The following is a 15,427-nucleotide window of genomic DNA, read 5'->3' as shown; positions in this document are numbered from 1 at the left end:
GGCATGGAATCTCCAGCGAGCCGACCAGTATGAAGAGGGGCACCGACAACTCGGTCGAGCCCGACTCGCGCCCCGATGCACTGTCGGTGGCCACCCCTACTGTCTCCCCATCGGAACCCGCAGGAGGTGAGAGATGGTTCAGGTACCTCAGGCCCGCCCCAGGCGCGTCGACCTGGTGTTTGCGCGCCCGCGTCCGGCCGAGTCGATCGCGATTGCGGTCGCCGAGACGGCGTTCGGTTACCGGTATGCCGCGGTCGGGGAGTCCTGGTCGTGCTCAGGAGTGGTGGCGGCGCCCAATCCCGAGGTGGCGGTGCTGGATGCCATCGGCGTGGTCTGCGCCGGGCGCCAGGGGCTGGAGCGGTTGCGGTTCGTCGTGAACCTGACTTGCGGAAGCCCGCTGTGGCGCTACGCCGGGCAGATCTCCGAGGCGGCAGGCGACTGGTGGATCGAGCGTCCAGACCATGCCGATCGCTCATTGCTGGCCGCCGCCGTCGCATCCGTGCAGAATGCCTGCCCGGCACAGCCGGTACCGCTCCCGTCGCCACGCTCGGTCGATGGCGGGCCCGTGACCGTGGCGACCGACGGCTCGGTGCGTCAACAGCATGCCGGGTTCGGCTGGCTCACCTCGTCCGGGGACTACGGGCTGGCTGGATATCGGTCGTCGTCCAAACGTGTCGGTACCGAACCGGTGCTCGTCGCCGAGCTGCGGGCGATCGGCGCCGCGGTGTCCGCGTTGCCCCGCCATCACTTGACGGTGTTGTCCGACAGTCAGCACGCCATCTCCATGGTGAACCGCTGGAAGCGTGGCCAGCCGGCCATGCCCGCGGATTACCCGGCAGAAGAGCCCGATCGCGAACACTGCCTGCACGCCGCCCGGCGCCGCATCTATCTCGAGCGCGACCGGATCGAAATACGCTGGGTGCCCGGGCATTCCGGTGTCCCTTTGAACGAGGGAGCGGACGCGTTGGCGCGGTTGGGCTCTCGATACCGACGCGGCGACGCCGACCTCGATGACGCCGAGTACCACCGCCGCGCTGCGGGTATCGCGCAGGCGTTCGCCGCAGAGTTCTGTCGGGTCGCAAGTGTGCCGGCGTAGTGTGGTGCGCCCGGAGAGGGGGAGCTGTGCGCAGAGTCAACGTCGGGCGTCTGGCCCTGGTTGCGGCTCTCGTGCTCGTCCTCATCGTCGGTGGCGCTGCCGCGGGGTGGTACCTCGGGAAGGTCGAGGATGACCGACTGGGGCAGATGAAGCCCTACCTGCCGGACAAGCAGCAACAACGGGCCCAGGACCTCGTCGCCGCCTTGAATTCGCGAGACCCGAAGCGATTGCAGCTGCTGCGCAACACCAGCGCCGCGCCGGACGCGCCGGACAACCTGCAACTTGACCGTCTCATCGAGGCGGCATTTCCGCTTCCTGATTGCCGGTACGCCCTCGACTCGGTCCGCGATCGGGGTGAGCAGGGGACGATGGACATTTCGTGGGTTTCGTCCGACACCAGGACCTACCGCTACGACATACTCCTCACCGAGAACTGCCCGGGCCGGGCCCCGCTGCACCGAGTGATCGCGGTGATCGCAGTGCCTTACATGGGCGGCTACTGGACCGACGCGTCGCTGCTCATCGAGCGGTAGGAGCTGGGGTGAAAGCCCTGGATGCGAAGGGACTTGAGCAGCCGGCGGAGGTGTCAGCACCCCTGAGTAGCCTCCGCCTATGGGAGACAAACGACGTGAACGCAAGGCCAAAGAGGCTCGTCGTGATGTGCGGCGGGCCAGGAAACGCGACCGGGAATCTCGTCCCGACACAACCTTCAGGGACGCGATACGTATGACCGTTTCGGGCAGACACCCCCACAGTCTGCTTGGCACGGCCAGCTACGTGATCCAGAAGGGCAGGCCCGATCCGTTGGACTGGCCAAAGTCGGAGTACGACGCCGGCTTCCTGGATCGGTTTGTCGACGGCATGATCGGTGAGCGTAATCGGGAGACGAGGGCGCTGCTGGCCGTGCTCGCTGAACTTCTCGTCGATGATCCAGAGCTCCAGCTGCGATGCAGAGAAGCTGTCGCTGAGCGCAACGATCCTCTGCCGCAATGGATCACCGGTCTGTCGCACGTCGAGATGTACCGCGCGGTGCGCCTCGCTGATGTGCTCGGCGACGCCGACGAACTTGTGATCGGCGCGCGATTCGACGGCAAACACGAGGTGACCGCGTCCGTTTTGATCGACCACAACGGACTGTCCGGCGTCGTCGATGCCATCGTCGTGTGGGATCCGATTGACCAGTGTCTTGCGCGGGCGGTCGCCTCCAGCAGTGATACCTATGTCGTCGAGATGACCCTGGCCGATGCCAGGGCGTGGATCGAGGATGCGCTCTCGGAGCCGACCTTGACGCGTGCGACCGATACCTGGCCGCAGTGCCGAGCCCTGATTCAGTGGTTGGTACGGCAGCTGCCCGAAGGTGGTGCACAGCGGCCGTCCACGGACTGGGTGGCGGCCGGGCAGCTGTGCGACCGGTTCTTCGCCACGGACTCAGCAGCGCCCTTTGCCGACCGCGGCCACCGGGATCTGCTGCTCGAGCTGATCGAGACTGGTTGTGGTGATCCGCTGCGGTGGAGTGAGGTCCGCGTGGAACGGGCGATCGGCAGCCCGTACTACGACGACTCCTACACTCCGTTGGAGGTCGTGTTGGACGCGCCTGATCTGCTGCGTGCCTTCATCCCATTCGCCCACGCGCAGAGCGGGATTCGCGAGGAGCTGACGGCGCACACGATCGCGGTGATCGACCAGCTGAGGTCGCGTTACAAGAAAGACATCCTGAGACAAGCGGAGAACTACTGGAGCCTCGACGATGCAGGCTGAAAGAAATGATCCCAATTTGCTAGCAATTTGCTAGCAGAATGCAAGCGGGAAGCGTACGCTGAGACGGTGCGAACTCTGCATCTGCGTAATGTCCCCGACGAGGTCATGGATCGACTCGAGCGGATGGCACGTGCCGCGAGCACGTCGGTGACCGCCGTGGCAATCCGTGAACTCGATGCGGCGACTCGCCGAGTCGACAACGCGGCGCTGGTCGCCACACTGCCCGATCTCGACATTCCCACCGAGACGATCGTCGAGCAGTTGGAATCCGAACGCAGGTGATCGTGCTCGACGCGTCGGCGGCAGTCTCAGCGCTGTTGAATGATGGGCCGGCCCGGAGACTTCTTGTGGCCGAACCGATTCATGTACCGCATGTGGCGGACGTGGAAGTTGTCAGTGTGCTGCGTCGTCAAGTCGCAGCCGGCTTGCTCGGGACAGAGGAAGCGCGTCAGGCGCTGGATATCTGGCGAAGACTCGGGCTGATTCGCTATGCCGCTGGACCTCTCCTGGAACGGGTCTGGGAACTCCGGTCCGCTGTAACGCCATACGACGCAATGTATGTCGCGCTTGCCGAAAATCTAGACTGCGCCCTGGTCACTGCGGATGTGCGGTTGTCCGGGGCGAACGGACCTCGATGCACCATCACGGTCGTGCCTCGCTGAGCGCTGTTGTCCGCGATCGCCCGCATATGCGATGTCTATCGATGGTTCGTCGCGAAGTTCACCGTCAGGGCTGGGCGAGTGAGGGCATCGTCGAGGACGTTTTGGCGCCCGTGATTCGCGACATTTAGAAGGCATAGCCAGGTCTTACAAACCCGCATACAAGAAATGGCTGTGGACGACACGAGCAGGGACGAGAAGGCGAGGCGTTGCCACTGCGGTTCGAACCGGGCAGCGCAGCCGCCGAAGCATGAAGTGCGAGAAGCGAATTATTATCCCAACGTTCGATGCGGTGCACCGTGGCGAGCGTGCAGGATCTTGGCGTCACGAGGCAGTTCTGGCCGGAAAAACTGCACGTTCGCCACAGCGCCCCGAAACAGGATCACCGACGGACCCCCATCGACTCAAACTCAACGAGGTGCCGGCCTCGCGTCAGATCACACCTCCACCGCATGCCCCGAAATCTTCTGTGTCCGCTTGTACAACCACAGAAGCACGGCCGCGAAGCCGATCACCCCGAGAACCTCAGCCAATGTCCCGTCATTGCCGGTGAAGATCGCGAGCGGCTCGTCGCTTCCGGTGCCGGCGACGAACCCGGCGAAGACGACGCCGTAGAGGCTTTCGCCGACGATCATGCCGGTGGCCAGCAGCACGCCGAGGCGCTTCTTGCGTTCGGTGCCGGCCGCGGAGTCACTGCGATCGGCCCACCGGTTGTAGAACCAACCCAGCAGTGAACCCAGCGGGATGATCAAGGTCAGGCTCATCGGCAGGTACATACCCATCCCGACTGCCAACGGGGGCAAGCTTAACCGGGAAGTGCGACATAGGATTTCGTCGACAATCACGATCCCCACCCCGATCGCCGCACCCAGGCCGATCAGCGACCAGTCCAGGGACCCGCCGAACACGCCTTTGGCGAGTGAGGAGATCAGCGCGGCCTGCGGCGCGGCCAGGGCATGGTCGGTGGCGCCCGGCGCGCCAAGAAAGCCGAACGCGCGTTGCATCAGGTCGAGCACCGGCGGGATCACCGCCGACCCGAACAGAACTCCAATGATCAAGGCCACCTGCTGTTTCCAGGGTGTGGCGCCGACGAGTTGACCGGTCTTGAGGTCTTGCAGGTTGTCGTTGGAGATGGTGGCGACTCCGAACGTGACGGCCGCGACGAACAGGGTGAAGGCCACCAGCGCGAGGGACTGGTCGCCATCGGCGCGGCCGAAGACCACCTTGATCAGCAGTGCGGCGATCATCACGGTCAGGATGCCGACCCCGGAGATGGGACTGTTCGACGAGCCGATCAGGCCGGCCATGTAGCCGCATACCGCGGCGATGATCAGGCCGATGACGAAGACGAACACCAGGCTCGCCACGATGATCCCGGTCGAACTGCCCTGCAGTGCGGTGCCGCGGGAGAATTCCCACAGCAGCGCTGCGATCGGAATCAGCATCGCCACGATGACCCCCACGACGAGGGGGAACGGGATGTCGCGTTGGGTGATGTCGACCAGTTGACCGCCACGCCGATCCCGTGCCGAGGCCATCGCCTCGGTGATGCCCTTGATGATCGGGCGCAGGATCTTCAGCAGCGTCCACACCGCGGCCACCGCGATCGCCCCGGCGCCGATGAACCGCACCTCGTGCACGAACACGCCATCGATCACGTCGGCCACCGACTCACCGGTCCCGAACGTCCCGATGGTCCGGATCGGCAGCAGCACCCCGAAGGAGATGATCAACCCGACGAGCATCGCGATGCCGACGGTCATCCCGATCAGATGCCCCACCCCGATCAGCGCGAGCGAGAGGCTGGCGCCGAACATCGAACCGCCGGCCCCGACGCGGAAGTACGCCGCCACATAGTTGGCCAGCACCTTGAGGTTGGCCAACAGCCCGAATCCGGCCGATACCAGCGCGCCGAACGCGATGACCCGGATGCCGATGCGGTTCTCCTCGGCGCCACGCGTGCTGTCACCGACCTTGAGCACCTCGGCCGCGGCGACGCCTTCGGGATAGGGCAGATCCGAGCCGGTCACCAGGGCCCGGCGCAGCGGGATGGAGTACATGACGCCGAGGGTGCCGCCGACCGCGCACACCGCGGCGGTGATCCAGTACGGGAACCCGGTCCACCAGCCGATCATGATCAGCCCGGGCAGCACGAAAATGATCGCCGAGAGCGTGCCGGCCGCCGAGGCGACGGTCTGCACGATGTTGTTCTCGACGATGGAATGGTTGGCGAAATTGCGCAGGAGGGCCATCGAGATCACCGCGGCCGGGATGGCGGTGGCGAAGGTCAGGCCGACCTTGAGACCGAGATAGACGTTGGCGGCGGTGAACACCAGCGTGATCGCGCCGCCGAGCAGGATGCCGCGGACGGTGAGCTCGCGCAGCGTCGGCGTGGTGGGGTTCGCGGAGCTTTCGACGGCCAACTCGGCATCCTCTCGGTTGCTGGTGAATACACGGTAGGCACTCAGCTGCCTCGGCGCGGCCCGATCGGCTCAGTTGGTGCGATCAGACGCTGGTCAGCTAACTCTACGGACCGCGAATTGTCATACCCCGATGGGATAATTGACGTATGTCGCAAACGATCCACCACCGCCTGCACATCCTCGAAGCCGCAGATTGGAAGGACGGCATCATCACCCTGCTGGAGCCGCGCTCGCCGTACCAGCCGTGGCGGTACGCGTTCGGGGAATCGCGCCCCGGCGACTACGCGATCGTCGTATTGGGCACCGATCCGGTCTCGGTGGTGACGCGGCTGGCCCGCATCGACCACGAGGGCGGTCTCGGCGGTGCGGTGCTGGGTCTGCACGGCGCTGATCTGGTGGACCTGGCGACCCTGGCGATGGTGCTCGACCTCAGCGATGCGTTCGTCAGCTGGCGCCTCGATGATGACGACGCCGAGCGGGTCATCCTGGCCATCCACGAGAGCCCGGTATACGGGGGACCGGAGAACCGCTGGGGGCATTCCTCGGTGGCGGCCGCACGCAACCTGCTCAACTTCGACGGGGACTGCCACGGCTGTGGCGCGCCGATCGACCTGAGTGAAGCCGACGCCCGCGACCTGGTGCACATTCATACCGTCGACCCGCTGCCGCGTTGGCACCCGGACCCACCGATCCGAACTCCGGACAGTCCACGTGTGCGGGGGCCGTTCCGTGCGGCGGTACGGAGCGCTGCCAAGGACTGGCCGGCCGTCATCTGTCGACGCTGTCGCGACCGCATGCGCGACGGAAACTTCCGGTCGTTCATCGACTTCAAATACGCCCAGAATCCCGATTGTCCGCAGTGCGGAGGGCAACGGACCCAGACGATCCAGTACGGCATGCCGGCTGATCCCGAGTCGTGGGGACCGTGGCTGCATATCGGCGGCTGCTGTCCTAGTGATGAGAAGTGGTGGTGCACGGTGTGTGACCACGCGTGGTGGTGAGTGACGAGTCACATTCGCCGATTACCCAACCGCCGCAACGCCTCCCGAAACACCGGGTTCGGATTGGCACCGGGCAGTACCGCGAGCACATCGGCCAACGCCCGCTTGGCCTCGACGCCGCAGGACTGCGCACCGTAGAGCGCCGCCACCGTGGGTGTGCGACTGTAGGACTCGACGCAGTGCACCAGCACCGTGTGGCCCTGCGCGCGAAGCGCTTCAATAGCCCTCACCGTGTCGAGCAGTACGAAATCCAGATGGGGATTCTCGTCGAAATCGGTCTTGTCGATCAGTCGCACCTCGACATGCGGCATACCTTCGGGCACATCGCTTTCCGGGATACGGCACAGCGACACCACTGCACTCACCTCTTCCGGCAGTTTCCGCAGCGCGCCGACACTGCCCAGCAGAACCCCCGGGTCATGGGGATGAGCAATCAGGATGTCGGCCCCCGACCAGGAGTAGTCGGGATCGGCGCTCGGCTTCTTCCGTTCGATCGCCGTTGCCAACCCCACCAGCCCACGCGACCGCATCCCGGGCCAACCATGCAGCAGGTAGCGCCACTGCAACGGAACCGCGGACGCACCATATGCGGCGCCGAGTAGCCCGCCGGCAATCGCGGCCACGGTGTCGGTGTCGTTCCCGGAGCGCACGGCCGCATCGATCCCGCGGCGCAGGTGCTCGGGACCGCGACCGTCGGCGGCGGTCGTGACGATCGCCGACCACGCCGCCTGCAACGCCCCGACCACCCACCCGTTCCTCGGAAAATCCACCGGACGGGAAGCCTCGGCCTCGTCCAGTCGCTGCGACCACAGGGCGCGACGGTCAGGGTCGAGGTGGTGCAGACCGATCCGGGCATTGAGCTCGGTGGTCAGCACGGCATGGCGAATTGCGCTGCACCACAACACCGTGGCATCGGCGGCGTCGGCTTCGAAATGGGTGAGTCCGCTGATCGCGCGGGCGGCCTGGACCATGGCGTCCTCGTCGTCGAGGTAGGCGATCGCCACCGGCGCGGTCCGCATCAGCGATCCGTTGCCGCCGCTGCGACCTATGCGTGCGTGGACCTCGGCGGCCGCGGCACGCGCCACGTCGGCAGTGGCTCCGTCGCGACCCGCGGCGCTGAGCACCGCCCGGGTTTGAATCCCGACATCCTTTGCCTCCAAAGACCATTCGTACCAACGTTTCACGATCGCGTCCTGCGCCTCGGGATTCCGCAAATCGGCTCCGGTGGCGGCGACTTCGGCGATCGCGATCGCCATGGAGGTGTCGTCGGTCCATTCCCCGGGCTCCCAGGGGCCGCCGCCGACCATCTCGACCGGCAGTTCTGGTCCGCGCGCCGGCTGGAACTCATGCGGCGCCCCCAATGCGTCGCCTGCTGCCGTGCCCAGCAGTACGCCCTCAACGCGGTCGTTCAGTGATGTCATGGCACCCCTCCTCTAATATTGCGCGAATCTGCGCTAATTGATGAATCACTGTACGCTGGGGCACTGACATGGACAAGCATCCGTATCGGGACACCAGCGGCAAGGGGTTGGAGGACTACCCGCGGCCCTCGGTCGCGGTCGACACCGCAGTCCTGACCGTCGACCCGGATGCCGGTCTAGTGGTGCTGCAGGTCAGTCGCACGCGTGGGCGTGGCTGGGCTTTGCCGGGCACATTCCTGCACGAGGGGGAGCTCCTCGCCGACGCGGTCCGGCGGTCGCTGGCGGACAAGGCCGATATCCACGGTCTGGACCCACGGCAACTGCACGTGTTCGACGCGCTGAAACGCGACGACCGGGGCCGGGTGTTGTCCGTCGCGCACCTCGCCGTCGTCCCAGCGGAACGCCTGGCGACGCGGTCGGTCGAGACGACCCGCCTGGTGTCGACCGACGTCCGCGGTGGGTTGGCCTTCGACCACGACGACATCATCGAGTTGGCCGTCGCCGACGTGCGTGCCCGCTACGAAAAGTCTCCGGACCCCGACCGCCTGCTGGGGGAGACGTTCAGCCTGCGTGACCTGCGTCTGATCCACGAAGCGGTCGCGGGACATGCGCTGCAGCGCGACAACTTCCGGCGCGCGATGGCCGATCAACTCGAAGCGACCGGCGACTTCACCGCCGGCGGCCGCGGCCGGCCCGCCGAGCTGTTCCGGCGCACTCCGTCGACGTGAATTCGGCTGCTGCAGAATCTGTTTGCCGCGTCACGGAGGTAAGTCTCCCGCATCGTTCGACGGGGGCGTCGGGTCTGCCGTACGGTCGAAAACATGGCTGTGTACACCCAGGCTTTCGAATGGACTGACACCAATCGTCATTGGCTCGTTGAGGTCCCCATCCGGGTGGTGGCGTACATCGTTGTCGCGTTAATCATTCGGTTTTTGCTGCATCGCATGATCGACCGCGCGACTACCGGCAGGGCCAACAAGTCTGTTAGCGACGAACTCGAAGGGCAAGCGAAAAAGCCTCCGCTGCTGCGGTATCTGCGGGACCGGGCCTCGGCGACGACCAACGGCATCCGGGCGGCCGAACGTCGTCAGCAGCGAGCGCAGACCATCGGGTCGGTCCTGAAGTCCACCGTGTCGATCGTGCTGCTGGTCTGGGTGGTGCTGGCGATCTTCAGCGTGCTCGGGGTGAACATCGCGCCGTTCATCGCCTCGGCCGGCGTGGTCGGGCTCGCGATCGGCTTCGGTGCCCAGAACCTGGTCCGCGATTTCGTCAGCGGCGTCTTCATGTTGTTGGAGGACCAGTACGGCGTCGGCGACAATGTCGACCTCGGCGAGGTGTCCGGGGAGGTGCAGTCCGTCGGGCTGCGGATCACCACGGTGCGCGACATCGACGGCACACTCTGGTACGTCCGCAACGGTGAGATCGCCCGCGTCGGGAACATGAGCCAGGACTACGCCGTGGCCCGCGTCGAGGTGCCCGTCGCATTGACCGCGGACGTGGACCGCGCCGAACAGGTCGCCGTCGACGCCGCCCACGACGTCATCGCCGATCCGTCGATGGCGGGCAAGGTCATCGGCGAACCGGAGATGCTCGGCGTGCAGTCGTTGGCGGCGGACCAGCTCACGTTGCGGATGACCCTGAAGACCCGGCCGAACGCCCAATGGTCGGTGCAGCGCAAGCTCCGTCGGGAAATCCTGCGCGCTTACGACGAGAACGGCATCGACCTGCCCTACCCGCAGGGCCGCATACATGCGGTCGTCGGCGGTCAGGAGACCAAAGGCACGTAATTGGCTGGGTTGATCCGCGTCTCACCCGACCACCGGTAGGCCGTCAACGCACCGCCTTTCACCGCGCTGAAGTCCACGCACGCGGTGTAGTCCGTCCAGTCGTGCAGGTGCTTGGCCGGCCGTTGCCGCCAATAGTGCCCGTAGAACACCGGGACTCCCGGCGGGTAGACGTAGGACAGATCGTTGCCTGACAAGGCCAATTCAGGCAGCGGCGGGTAAGGGCCGCCCGCTTCGGTGGTGAAATTGCCTCCCATTTCGGCAAAGTCGCGCAGCGTGACGGCACCGCTGTGCCACCACCGCATCCGCGCATTGCCGCGGGGGATGCCGTCCTTGTCGACGTACTGGCGCTGACCGTGGTCCACCAGGCTGATCTCAGGGCCCTTCAGCAGCGTCTCTACCGCCCGATAGAGCGGATCGCTTTCGGCGGTGGCTGCCACGAGATGGTCGAGTTCGTGAAACGGAGTGCTCGAACCGCACTGCCGTTCGACGACCGAGATCGAATCCGGGTGCCAGCACGCATGCACCACGCGCAGGCCGCCCAGGTCCAGCCACAGCGGAATCGTGGTGAACCAGTTCAGATATCGACGTCGGTCGGCGCCCGTGACCTGCGCCAGGAATGCCGCGTGCTAGTCGGGATTTGTCGGTGGCACGTGTCAGTCTGATCGGCTCGCGTGAGCGCGGTGTCACCGCTGACGAGAGGAACGACCATGACAAACCAGTACCCAGCGCCGGCGCCCGGTTGGCATCCGGACCCCGAGGGTCAACCCGGCCGGCGCTACCACGACGGCCGCCGCTGGACGCAGCACTTCGTCCCCACCCCGCCGGTCCCGCCGGTACCGGTCGCGCCGGCCGTTGCGGTGGCCGTCGCCACCGGCGGCGGAGCCAACCACGGATTGCACCTTGTGCTGACCCTGCTGACCTGCGGGGCGTGGTTGCCGATCTGGATCCTCGTTGCCTTGTTCAGCGGAGGTTCGTCGTCCTCGGTGGCCGTATCCGGCCCTGGTGCCGTCGTTCAGACCTCCCACCGCCGGCCCGCGCTGGTGGTGGCAGCCGTGCTGGGCGGGCTGTTCACGCTGGGCGTCGTCGCTGAACACCCTTGGCTGATCGGGGTTTTGGCGGTGGTCGGCGTGGCGGCCGGGTTCGGCGTCTGGATGTTCAAGTCGGCGCAGCAGCGCGAGGAACAGCAGCGCGCCGAGCAGTTTCGCCGCGACGTGCTAGCCGACCGCGCCGACTACGAGGACAAGCTGTACCAGGAGGGCGACCCGCGCGGAGTGCACGGCCGCTATCCGCCGCCGCCGGAGTAAGGATTTACTGCATCCTCGCTGTTGGGTGAGGGTTTCGCCCTGTTGGTACCTGATTTGGTACCAACAGGAGTACTCTCATCTCATGCCTTCATTGAACCTGGACTTCGACGACGCCGAAATGGAGCAGATTCGGGCCGCGGCCCGAGCCGACGACCTGTCGTTGAAGAAGTTCGCGCACGCGGCCGTCATTGAGCGCGCCAGCATGCACAAGCGCAGGGTGGCCGAGGCGGCGCGGGTCGTGGCCCAGCGTTCGGCCGAACTCAACCGACGTTTGGCGTGATCGAGTATCTCGACCGCGATGACGTACTGACCGCGGGGTCAATCGCGTTCGGCGGTGAACTGCAGGTGCGTGACTATGGCCTGCTCGACGCGGCTGTCGCCCGACCTCAGGCGACGGTCTTCGGGGTGGACGCCTACCCCCAAGTTTGGGAGAAGGCCGCGGCACTTCTGCAATCGCTTGCCCGTAATCACGCCCTGATCGACGGAAACAAGCGGACCGCCTGGGCATCGGCGTGGACGTTCTTGCACATCAACGGGATTGAACTCGCACCCGATTTCGACATCGATAGGGCCGAGATTCTGATGAACGAGGTGGCGACCCAGGATGGTGAGCTGGGTGAGATCGTCGCTGCACTGTTGAGTTTCAGCGTCGCCAGCACGTGAGATCAGCCCAACTGACGGTCCCGGCGAATTTGTCGGCCTCGGGTAGTTAAATCGTTGCATGTCGCAACAGGGTGGGGCCGCAGGCGCCGAACAGTCCGTGCACGACGTCATCCTGGAACTGCTCGGGGACGACGACGCATTGTCCGAGGCAGCCAAGGACGTCGTGCTGAACGCCCTGACGGAGGTGTCCGGCGGGGTAGGCGAGCAGACGCAAACCGGCCCGACGCCAACATTTCTCAGCTCGATCACGGTCTCCGGATTCCGAGGTGTCGGCCCGTCGGCACGGCTGGACCTCTTCCCCGCTCCGGGTCTGATGGTGGTCAGCGGCCGCAACGGCTCCGGAAAGTCCAGCTTCGCCGAGGCACTGGAGCTCACCCTCACCGGAACGAGCTACCGCTGGAACAAGAAGGAGAGCCTGTGGGCCGAGGCCTGGCAGAACCTCCACCACCCCGACCCGTGCGAGATCCAGGTGGGATTCACCCGCGAGGCGTCCGGTCCGTTCACCGTCGGGGTCGACTGGGATCAGGGCGCGAAGCTGGATGGCTGCAGCACCTGGACGCAGGCCGGCGGGGGTAAGCGGGTCGACGGTACCGCGGCCCTGGGCTGGTCGCGGGCCCTGGAACTGCACCGCCCGCTGCTGTCGTATGAGGAGCTCGGCCGACTCTTCGACGGCGGACCGTCTGCGCTGTACGACGCGCTGGCCAAACTGCTGGGGCTCGACGCGCTCGCCGACACCGAGAAGCTGCTGGCCACCAGACTGAAGGCGATCAGGACCGCCAGCGACACCGCCGACGCCGAACGCAAGCGCGTCCTGGCCGCACTCGCCGGGCACGCCGATGAACGCGCCGGGCGCGCCGCCAAACTCCTGCGCAAACACCGGGTGCCCCTTGATGAAGTCCGCGCGCTGGCCACCGGAGCGGGGGAGGCGCAATCCGATGTGGTGCCCGCGTTGCGGGCCCTGGCCCAGTTGGAAGCCCCGACCATCGACAGCGTCGAGGAGGCGACCCGGCAGCTATGGGCGGCCACCAAGGCCGCCACCGACTCCGCGACCGCCGCGATCGACCTCACCAGCCAACGCATCGACCTGTTGCGCGCCGCCCTGCGATTCCACGGCCAGGGCGGCGACACCGACTGCCCCGTCTGTGCACAGGGCCGCCTCGACGCGGAATGGGCCACGGCCGCCCAGGACAGCATCACGCAAAGCGAGGAGCTGCTGGACGACTACCGTTCCACGGCACGACAACTCAACACCGCACGGTCGAATCTCACCGCCCTGATCCAGGGACCTACGCCGGTGGTCGCGGTGCCCGGTGTCGAACTCCCAGCCCTGTCGACCTATAACGAGGCGGTAGCCGCCGCGCGGAAGATCCCGGTCGGCGACGATGCCCTGGCGGCGCACGCCGAGTCGACGCTGACCGAGGTGATCGCCACCGCCGAAACGCTGCGCGCCGAGGCGGCCGACGAACTCGCCCGACGCGAAACCGCGTGGGCCCCGCTGGCCGCGCAACTGGGCGGCTGGGTCGGCCTCGAAGAACAGGCCAGGGCAGTGGACGACGAGCTCGACGCCGTCGGCACGGCGAAGAAATGGGTCACTGAACACGCCGCTGCCTTCCGTAATCGACGGCTCAAGCCCATTGCCGCCCAGGCCCGCGACATCTGGCACCAACTCCGTCAGGAAAGCAACGTCGACCTCGTCGAGATCTCGTTGGAAGGCACCGCCACCCGGCGCAAGGTGGTGCTGGAAGGCGCGGTCGACGGCAAGCCCACCAAGGCGCTGTCGGTGATGAGCCAGGGCGAACTGCACGCACTGGCGCTGGCGTTGTTCCTGCCCCGGGCGACCTCGGCGAAGAGCCCGTTCCGGTTCGTCGTCCTCGACGACCCGATCCAGGCGATGGATCCGTCGAAGATCGACGGCTTCGTCCAGGTGCTGTGCGAGATCGCCAAGACCCACCAGGTGATCGTCTTCTCCCACGACGACCGGTTGGCCTCGGTCATCCGGGAAACCGGGGTCGACGCCAGGCTCATCGAAGTGGTCCGCGAGACCGGATCGCGAGTCACCGTGCGCGACAACGTCAATCCGGCACTACGACAAGTAGGCGACATCTTCGCGCTGATCAAAGACGCCAAGATGCCCGAGGACATCAAAGGCCGGGCCGCACCGGCGTTGTTCCGGATGGCGCTGGAATCCGCTGCCAAGCAGACCTTCTATGCCAAGCAGGCGCTGGCCGGCCGCGCACTCACCGAATCCGAGGACAAATGGGCATCTGCCAAGAAGACCTCGAGTCGACTCGCGCTGGCGATCCACGGTGATCCGCAGACCGATCTGACCGCCTGGCTCAAACCCGAACGCAAGCGGGCACTGCGGATCTGCAACGCCGGCGCGCATGGTGACGCGCAGCCGGTGTCCATCCACGACGCGCGTGACCTGGAGAAAACTGTTCTGGAAGTGCTGGCCCTGCGGTGAGTGCGACGGACCTGCTCGGCCAGGCGCAACGTGTCCTGCGGGCCCCCGGTGCAGCGGAGGGATTGTCGTCACGGGTCGCGGCGTTCCTGGCCCGCCAGGCCTTGGAGGAGATCATCGATCAGCGCTGCTCCGCCCTCAATGCGGATGCACCCTGGGCGAGTTCGCGCAGCAAGCTCGTCGTGCTCAAGTCCCTGGACACCGCCGAGGCTGCTGACCGCGCAGCGCTGGCGTGGAACCGTCTCAGCGTCGCCTGCCATGTGCATGCCTTCGAGATGCAGCCCTCCACCGCCGAGGTCGAGTACCTGTGCGAGGTGGTCGCGTCACTGATTCCCGCCAAGTCCTTCTGAGCCGAGTCCTTCTGATTGGCGAGGCGGCGGACTAGAATCCCCACATGGCTCGGGCCATTTTGGTGCTGTTGTCAGGAATCGTGATCGCGGGCGCTATCGCGACACCCGCCCACGCCGATCCGGCGCCGCCCTGCACTTTCACGCTGTCGCCGCCCGCCGTCGTTCACGTTGGTGGCGCCGATGTGGTCAGGGCGACCGTCGCCCCGGCCGCGTGTGGAGCCCCGGCCGACCCGCGCCTCAGCGTGGCCTGCGTGCAGCGTCAGGACAACGCCTCGCCCATCCAGTGCAATCAGGGCAGGGGAGCCCAACCGGCGGAGGTGCTTACGCCCTACCGACCCGGAGCGACCTACGTGTCCACCGGCCGGGGATGCGGCGGGTGGATGGGCATCGCGGAGATGGCCCCGCAATGCCAGGTGCTCGGACCGCTCACAGTGCCGCTGTAACCAGATGTCTCTCTCCGTTCATCTGTGAAATCCCTGTCAGTCACCTGTGCCAGGCAGGCTC

16 protein-coding genes and 1 pseudogene are annotated in these 15,427 nt (G+C 66.2%); 14 read left to right on the top strand and 3 right to left on the bottom strand.

The window, feature by feature from the left end; translation table 11 throughout:
• The first annotated feature begins 133 nt into the window (after positions 1–133).
• The 5 genes from G6N44_RS12495 (at position 134) to G6N44_RS12475 (ending at position 3,516) form a co-directional block, all read left to right on the top strand.
• On the top strand, positions 134–1,096 hold the full coding sequence (locus G6N44_RS12495; RefSeq protein ID WP_163664378.1) for a ribonuclease H family protein: 963 nt from the start codon (positions 134–136) through the stop codon (positions 1,094–1,096).
• 26 nt (positions 1,097–1,122) lie between these two features.
• Complete coding sequence (locus tag G6N44_RS12490) at positions 1,123–1,629, top strand: hypothetical protein (RefSeq protein ID WP_163664376.1); 507 nt, start codon at positions 1,123–1,125, stop codon at positions 1,627–1,629.
• Positions 1,630–1,708: 79 nt separating this feature from the next.
• Positions 1,709–2,854: a hypothetical protein gene (locus tag G6N44_RS12485; protein ID WP_235683010.1), complete on the top strand. Its 1,146-nt coding sequence runs from the start codon at positions 1,709–1,711 to the stop codon at positions 2,852–2,854.
• A gap of 66 nt (positions 2,855–2,920) precedes the next feature.
• Complete coding sequence (locus G6N44_RS12480) at positions 2,921–3,136, top strand: antitoxin (RefSeq protein WP_163664374.1); 216 nt, start codon at positions 2,921–2,923, stop codon at positions 3,134–3,136.
• Positions 3,133–3,516 (top strand): type II toxin-antitoxin system VapC family toxin, encoded by a 384-nt coding sequence (locus G6N44_RS12475; RefSeq protein ID WP_163664372.1) that lies wholly within the window; start codon positions 3,133–3,135, stop codon positions 3,514–3,516. The genes G6N44_RS12480 and G6N44_RS12475 overlap by 4 nt, the downstream gene beginning before the upstream one ends.
• A gap of 434 nt (positions 3,517–3,950) precedes the next feature.
• On the opposite strand, the gene G6N44_RS12470 is transcribed toward G6N44_RS12475, so the two are convergent.
• Positions 3,951–5,936 (bottom strand): OPT family oligopeptide transporter, encoded by a 1,986-nt coding sequence (locus G6N44_RS12470; protein WP_163664370.1) that lies wholly within the window; start codon positions 5,934–5,936, stop codon positions 3,951–3,953.
• Between the two features lie 146 nt (positions 5,937–6,082).
• Here G6N44_RS12470 and G6N44_RS29470 point away from each other — a divergent pair, with 146 nt between their 5' ends.
• The gene (locus G6N44_RS29470; protein ID WP_235683009.1) at positions 6,083–6,937 is read left to right on the top strand and encodes a hypothetical protein; all 855 of its coding nucleotides are present in this window, start codon (positions 6,083–6,085) and stop codon (positions 6,935–6,937) included.
• Between the two features lie 8 nt (positions 6,938–6,945).
• Here the strand turns inward: G6N44_RS29470 and G6N44_RS12460 are convergent, their stop codons facing one another.
• Entirely contained in the window at positions 6,946–8,358 is a 1,413-nt protein-coding gene (locus G6N44_RS12460) for an ADP-ribosylglycohydrolase family protein (RefSeq protein WP_163664368.1), read from the bottom strand.
• A 68-nt stretch (positions 8,359–8,426) separates the two neighbouring features.
• Between G6N44_RS12460 and G6N44_RS12455 the strand changes: the two genes are divergently transcribed.
• The gene (locus G6N44_RS12455; RefSeq protein ID WP_163664367.1) at positions 8,427–9,086 is read left to right on the top strand and encodes an NUDIX hydrolase; all 660 of its coding nucleotides are present in this window, start codon (positions 8,427–8,429) and stop codon (positions 9,084–9,086) included.
• 93 nt (positions 9,087–9,179) lie between these two features.
• Positions 9,180–10,145: a mechanosensitive ion channel family protein gene (locus G6N44_RS12450; protein WP_163664365.1), complete on the top strand. Its 966-nt coding sequence runs from the start codon at positions 9,180–9,182 to the stop codon at positions 10,143–10,145.
• On the opposite strand, the pseudogene G6N44_RS12445 reads toward G6N44_RS12450, so the two are convergent.
• Positions 10,124–10,771, bottom strand: a pseudogene (locus G6N44_RS12445) (metallophosphatase); the annotation flags it as partial. The gene G6N44_RS12450 and the pseudogene G6N44_RS12445 overlap by 22 nt on opposite strands.
• A gap of 81 nt (positions 10,772–10,852) precedes the next feature.
• Between G6N44_RS12445 and G6N44_RS12440 the strand changes: the two are divergent.
• From G6N44_RS12440 to G6N44_RS12415, 6 genes are all read left to right on the top strand, one after another.
• Positions 10,853–11,449, top strand: coding sequence for a DUF2510 domain-containing protein (locus tag G6N44_RS12440; RefSeq protein ID WP_163664363.1), 597 nt, complete (start codon positions 10,853–10,855; stop codon positions 11,447–11,449).
• Between the two features lie 82 nt (positions 11,450–11,531).
• Positions 11,532–11,729: an antitoxin Phd gene (locus tag G6N44_RS12435; RefSeq protein WP_163664361.1), complete on the top strand. Its 198-nt coding sequence runs from the start codon at positions 11,532–11,534 to the stop codon at positions 11,727–11,729.
• Entirely contained in the window at positions 11,726–12,112 is a 387-nt protein-coding gene (locus tag G6N44_RS12430; protein ID WP_163664358.1) for a type II toxin-antitoxin system death-on-curing family toxin, read from the top strand. The genes G6N44_RS12435 and G6N44_RS12430 overlap by 4 nt, the downstream gene beginning before the upstream one ends.
• 58 nt (positions 12,113–12,170) lie before the next feature.
• Positions 12,171–14,576: an AAA family ATPase gene (locus G6N44_RS12425; protein ID WP_163664356.1), complete on the top strand. Its 2,406-nt coding sequence runs from the start codon at positions 12,171–12,173 to the stop codon at positions 14,574–14,576.
• Positions 14,573–14,923 carry a hypothetical protein gene (locus G6N44_RS12420; RefSeq protein ID WP_163664354.1) on the top strand — a complete coding sequence of 117 codons (351 nt, stop codon included), beginning with the start codon at positions 14,573–14,575 and terminating at the stop codon, positions 14,921–14,923. The genes G6N44_RS12425 and G6N44_RS12420 overlap by 4 nt, the downstream gene beginning before the upstream one ends.
• 44 nt (positions 14,924–14,967) lie before the next feature.
• On the top strand, positions 14,968–15,366 hold the full coding sequence (locus tag G6N44_RS12415; protein ID WP_163664352.1) for a hypothetical protein: 399 nt from the start codon (positions 14,968–14,970) through the stop codon (positions 15,364–15,366).
• Positions 15,367–15,427: the final 61 nt, after the last annotated feature.

Source organism: Mycolicibacterium alvei (genome assembly GCF_010727325.1).
Lineage (GTDB): Bacteria > Actinomycetota > Actinomycetes > Mycobacteriales > Mycobacteriaceae > Mycobacterium > Mycobacterium alvei.
This window is presented reverse-complemented; position numbering and strand designations above follow the sequence as displayed.